At 42.3% G+C, this 3,700-nt stretch carries 3 protein-coding genes; all 3 read left to right on the forward strand.

The features are described 5' to 3' along the window. Positions 1 to 11 precede the first annotated feature (11 nt). Entirely contained in the window at positions 12 to 2,204 is a 2,193-nt protein-coding gene (locus BUA76_RS18925; protein WP_072886358.1) for a peptidase domain-containing ABC transporter, read from the forward strand. 45 nt (positions 2,205 to 2,249) lie between these two features. Beyond that, positions 2,250 to 2,453: a hypothetical protein gene (locus tag BUA76_RS18930; RefSeq protein ID WP_072886356.1), complete on the forward strand. Its 204-nt coding sequence runs from the start codon at positions 2,250 to 2,252 to the stop codon at positions 2,451 to 2,453. A gap of 57 nt (positions 2,454 to 2,510) precedes the next feature. Continuing rightward, the coding region (locus BUA76_RS18935) for an HlyD family secretion protein (protein WP_072886357.1) at positions 2,511 to 3,700 on the forward strand (1,190 nt) is incomplete at its 3' end.

The raw sequence follows: 3,700 nt of genomic DNA on the forward strand, positions 1-3,700 counted from the left end.
AAAACTCCATTTTGAAATCTTTTCCCTTCTACCTTCAGCCAGATTCCAAAGACTGCGGACCTACGTGTCTTCGTATCGTCAGCAAATACTATGGTAAAACCATTTCCTTACAGCAGATCCGCAACCTCTCGGAGACCACCCGTGAAGGAAGCAGCCTTTTGGGGCTGAGTGATGCTGCGGAAGATCTGGGGTTCCGTTCCATGGGCGTTCAGATCGACTTCAATACCCTGGCCGAAGAAGTGCCCCTCCCATGCATTGTGCACTGGAACAAAAACCATTTCGTAGTTGTTTACAAAATTGATAAAAACAGAAAAGTATATATTTCAGATCCAAGCTACGGACTCATTACCTATGCTCCCCAAGAATTCATCAAACTCTGGATTGGTGAAAATGCCAACGAAAAAACAGAAGAGGGCATTGCCCTGATTCTGGAAACAACCCCTGCGTTCTTCCAGACCGAATTTGACGATAAAGAAAGCAAAGCCAGCTTTTCCTTTCTTTCAAAATATCTCTTAAAATACAAATCCCTGGTTATCCAGCTGGCAATAGGCCTTCTGGCAGGAAGTTTACTGTCCCTTATTTTCCCTTTCCTTACCCAAAGCATCGTGGATGTAGGCATTCAGAACCAGGACCTGAATTTCATTTACCTGGTCCTGCTCGCCCAGATCATGCTCTTTATCGGAAGAATGGGAATTGAGGTGATCCGGAGCTGGATTTTACTGCACCTTTCCGCAAGGATCAATATTTCCATTATCTCCGATTTTTTTATCAAGCTCATGAAGCTGCCCATCAGCTTTTTTGATACCAGGATGACAGGAGACATCATGCAGAGGATTAATGACCATCACAGGATCGAGCAGCTCTTAACCAGTTCTTCGCTTAACACCCTCTTTTCGCTGGTCAACCTCATTATATTCAGTATTGTCCTTCTGTTTTATGATTACAGGCTTTTTGTTGTCTATCTGGTGGGGGCGGCAGCTTACATCGGGTGGATCAGCTTTTTCCTGAAAAAAAGAAAAGAACTCGATTACAAAAGGTTTTCCCAGGTTTCCCAGGAACAGAGTAAGGTGATCGAGCTTATCAACGGCATGCAGGAAATCAAAATGCATAATGCCGAAAAACAAAAACGGTGGGACTGGGAGTTTCTCCAGGTAAAGCTTTTTAAAATCCGTATCAAATCCTTATCCCTAGAGCAGTGGCAGTCCGTGGGAGGAAATTTCATCAATCAGATGAAGGACATCCTGGTGAGTTTCCTTTCTGCCAAGTTGGTGTTAAGCGGAAATTTAACGTTAGGGATGATGCTTTCCGTGCAGTATATCATCGGGCAGCTTAACAGCCCCTTGCTGCAGCTTATCGATTTTATCAAACAATCCCAGGATGCCAAAATTTCACTCGAAAGACTGGGCGAAATTCATGATAAAGACGACGAGGAAAACGCGGACGAGCAATATACCCATGATCTTCCCCAAAAGGATATTGAGATTGAGAATGTTTCCTTTCGTTATATCGGTTCAGAAGCGTATGTTTTTGAAAATTTAAATTTAAATATTCCTTATCAGAAAACTACCGCCATTGTTGGGGCCAGCGGAAGCGGGAAAACAACCCTGCTAAAGCTTCTGATGAAATTCTATGAGCCTAATGAAGGCGAAATAAGGCTGGGCAACACCAAGCTTAAAAATATTTCTCCCCGGTTCTGGAGGGATCATTGCGGGGTGGTAATGCAGGAAGGCTATGTTTTCAATGATACCATTGCCAACAATATTGCGGTAGGTGAAGATTACCCGGACAAGAAAAAACTGCGTAAAGCAGTAGAAATAGCCCACATTAAAGATTTTATTGAAGAGCTTCCTTTAAGCTATAACACCAAGATCGGAAATGAAGGCCTGGGCGTAAGCGGCGGACAAAAGCAAAGACTCTTTATTGCAAGGGCTGTGTACAAATCTCCGGAATACATCTTCTTCGATGAAGCCACCTCCGCGCTGGATGCCAATAATGAAAAGGTAATTATGGAAAACCTCGAACAGTTTTTTAAAGGTAAGACCGCCGTAGTAATTGCCCACAGGCTTTCCACGGTAAAACATGCCGATAAAATCATTGTTTTAGACAAAGGAAAAGTGGTGGAAGAAGGAAATCATGCTCAGCTCGTAGCTTTAAAAGGAGAATATTACCGATTGGTAAAAAATCAGCTTGAGCTTGGCAATTGATAATTATTTAGTAATTTAATATGACCAACTCAAAATCTATCCGTTATGAAAAATTTACAGAAAATCGAAAGAAAAAAACTTAGAGAAATTCAGGGGGCAGGACCTGTTCCGGTATTCCCCTGTAATTGTTTCTGCTACATCAACAATGTAAAGCAGTGGAATGCCTGCAACCGATATTGCCCGGATGGCGACATTCCCGGAGTAGAGCCCGGCAATAATCCGAAATGTGATTACACATTGCCGTTATAAAGTATTAAACACCATCAATCATCTTCATCAATTGAGGATGATTGAGTTTTATTGTATATGAAGAAAGACATTTTAGACAATATAGAACTCCGTTCTGAAAGCGTTCAGGATATTCTTACCAAGCCGCCTCACTGGATGATCCGCTGGGGAAATACCATTATTTTTTTAATCCTTGTGATGATTCTCATCATGAGTTATATTATACGCTACCCGGAATTTATTCCCGCTCCTATTGTGGTGACCTCACAGAATCCACCCGAGAAGCTCGAGGCACGTACCAATTCAAAAATCGAAAAAATCTTCATCAAAGACCATCAGCATGTTAAAAAAAATGAAGTCCTGATGGTGATGCAGTCAACGGCCAATTACAAAGACATCCTACAGCTGAAAAAGCTGGTAGATTCTATTACTCCGGATCAGCTGGCCCGCTTTCCGCTCAGCGAAACTTCCCATTTTAAGCTCGGGGAACTGCAGGGCGATTATAACAGTTTTGCAAAGGCGTTTCAGGATGAAGCCTTATTTACAAGGTTACAGCCTTATGCTCCTGAAAATCTTGCCGCCAACCAGAGCCTCTCCGAGTACAGAGTGAGAATCGCCACCCTGAAACAACAGAAAAGCCTGGAACAGGCTAAGTATGAAATCACAAGGAAAAATTACCAGCGTTCGCAGGAATTGTTTAATCAAGGTGTGATTGCTGCCGTAGAACTGGAAAATGAGAAAATTAAATTCCTCCAGGCCCAGCAAAACCTTGAAAATATTAATATTTCGTTGTCCCAGATCGAAGAGGGAATCTCCAATGTCAATAAAACAAAAAGCGGAACGGTAATCAATTCTGAAAAAGACAAAATTACCTATTCTTCCCAAACGTTACAGCTTTTTGAGCAGCTTAGAAAATCCCTTAAGCAATGGGAACAAAACTACCTGATTATCTCCAATACAGATGGTGAGGCCAGCTTTCAGCAGTTTTTCGGGGAAAACCAGTTTGTAAAAGCAGGAGATGCCATTTTATCAATCCTTCCCGATAACAGAGAAAAACTCGTGGGAAGAATGTCGGTTCCCGCTGCTAATTCAGGGAAAATCATTGCCGGGGAAAAAGTGCTCATCAAGCTCGATAATTACCGCTACCAGGAATATGGCATCATAGAGGGGAAAGTCCAGAACATCTCCCTCTCTCCAGACAAAGAAGGAAACTACTACGTTGATGTAGCACTCCCTAAAGGCCTGAAAACTTCCTATAATAAAACCCT

This window comes from Chryseobacterium takakiae (assembly GCF_900129385.1).
In the GTDB taxonomy this organism is placed as follows: domain Bacteria; phylum Bacteroidota; class Bacteroidia; order Flavobacteriales; family Weeksellaceae; genus Chryseobacterium; species Chryseobacterium takakiae.

What these genes read in the sequence shown, in the direction of transcription:
- BUA76_RS18930 (WP_072886356.1), top strand. Translation starts at nt 2,250, where the DNA reads ATGAAAAATTTACAGAAAATCGAAAGAAAAAAACTTAGAGAAATTCAG.